This is a genomic window from Herbaspirillum lusitanum P6-12 (assembly GCF_000256565.1).
Lineage (GTDB): Bacteria > Pseudomonadota > Gammaproteobacteria > Burkholderiales > Burkholderiaceae_D > Herbaspirillum > Herbaspirillum lusitanum.
Map to the genome: position 1 here is coordinate 1 of NZ_AJHH01000033.1, position 1604 is coordinate 1604.

3 protein-coding genes and 1 pseudogene are annotated in these 1604 nt (G+C 60.2%); all 4 read right to left on the minus strand.

What is annotated here, in order from left to right; translation table 11 throughout:
- On the minus strand, positions 1–314 hold a 314-nt coding region (locus HLUSI_RS26440), incomplete at its 3' end, for an Hpt domain-containing protein (RefSeq protein ID WP_040503033.1).
- Positions 311–634 (minus strand): STAS domain-containing protein, encoded by a 324-nt coding sequence (locus tag HLUSI_RS0101370; protein WP_016832251.1) that lies wholly within the window; start codon positions 632–634, stop codon positions 311–313. The genes HLUSI_RS0101370 and HLUSI_RS26440, both read right to left, overlap by 4 nt.
- Before the next feature lie 8 nt (positions 635–642).
- Positions 643–1014, minus strand: coding sequence for a response regulator (locus HLUSI_RS0101375; protein ID WP_016832252.1), 372 nt, complete (start codon positions 1012–1014; stop codon positions 643–645).
- 90 nt (positions 1015–1104) lie between these two features.
- A pseudogene (locus HLUSI_RS0101380) lies at positions 1105–1604 on the minus strand (chemotaxis protein); the annotation flags it as partial.

Here is a 1604-nt window from a genome sequence, read left to right on the forward strand (position 1 = left end):
TCGGCGATGGCGTCGACCAGCTCGCCCATGTAATCGCCACAGTTGAGCAGCAGCGACATCATCCCGTCATCAAGTTTGACGATGCCGTTGCGCACCTTCTCGAGGACATTTTCCAACAGATGAGTGAAGCTGACGATGCTGTCGAAAGCGAACAACCCGGCCGAACCCTTGATCGTATGCGCCGCGCGGAAAATGGCGTTGATCGCATCGCGGCTGGCGCCGTCGCTTTCGATCTGCAGCAACGCCGCCTCCATCGCGACGAGCAACTCGCGCGCTTCCTGCACCAGTGCATCGCGGGCGGCGTCCTTCTTCATGCCGGCCCCTGCGGCGAAGTTGATTCGGTGCGCATGAAATCCTGCAGGTGCAACATGTCCAACACGTTTTGCACGGCCGGGCTGGCGTACAGCGACAGCTGCTTGTACTGCACGGTCGCCTCGCGCCTGAGCAGCAGCAACAGTTGCACCCCGGCGGTGTCGATCTCGTCGCAGCCGCTCAGGTCCAGTTCCAGCACGTCGTCGGCGTTGTCGAGCACGCCCAGCAGTTGCGGCTTGTATTCGGCTGCCTGGAATATGGTGAGGCCTCCGCTCACCTGCAGCAGCAAATGTCCGTCGCGCGTGCTTTGCGTCAATGACATGTCAGATCCTAAGGAGTGACCAGCTTGGCCACTGCGTCGAGCAGCACCGGCGGCAGGAACGGCTTGTGCACCCAGGCGCGCACGCCGATGGCCTTGCCTTCCTGTTTGCGGGTGTCGCCGCTTTCGGTGGTCAGCATGAGTACCGGAGTGAACTTGTAGTTCGGCTTTTGTTTGGCTTCACGCACGAAACTGAGCCCGTCCAGGTTGGGCATGTTGACGTCGGAGATAATCAGGTTGTACTTGCGGCCGTCGAGTTTATTCAGCGCGTCGCGACCGTCGATCGCTTCGACGACGTCATAGCCGGCGGCCTTGAGCGCAATGCTGATCGTCTGGCGCAGGCTGAATGAATCGTCGACGATGAGAATGGTCTTTGGACTCATGTCAGCGATCCCCGCAAAAGATCATTGCAGAAGCGTCCGCGCTGCCGGCGGCAAGGAAGTAATTCAGTGCGTGCATGCATGCCATCCTCTTCAAAAGAAATCAACTTGCGATTGCAATGACTTGTCGGCCTGCTGGCCGGCGTGTACCTGGCGTTGCTCGTGCGTGGTATAGGTTTTCTCGAGATCGGCCAGCCATGCCGCGCTGGGGGGCAAGGGTGCGGCGCTCTCCACTGCACCGGTCAGCTTGATCATGTCGAGCTGGACGTGATCAAGGATCTGGCTGATGCGATCCTGGAATTGCAGATTGACGAGGATGTCGCAGACTTCCTGGTCGACTTCGCGGTTTTCTTCTTCGAGCTGGCCGACGGTGCCGCTGAGCTTGAGCGCGGATTGGCGAAAATCGGCGATGACCGAATCGATCACCATGCGCGAATCGTCCACCATTCGACCGGCATCGGCGTCGAGCTGGTTTGCGGATAAATGCGTGGCCTGGATCTGCTGCTGGACCGCCTTGGTCTTGCTGACGATCTGGCGACCAGCCTCGGCCGAACGCGCCGCCGTCGCCGTCCGCTTCGCTGTACTCCTCGCTG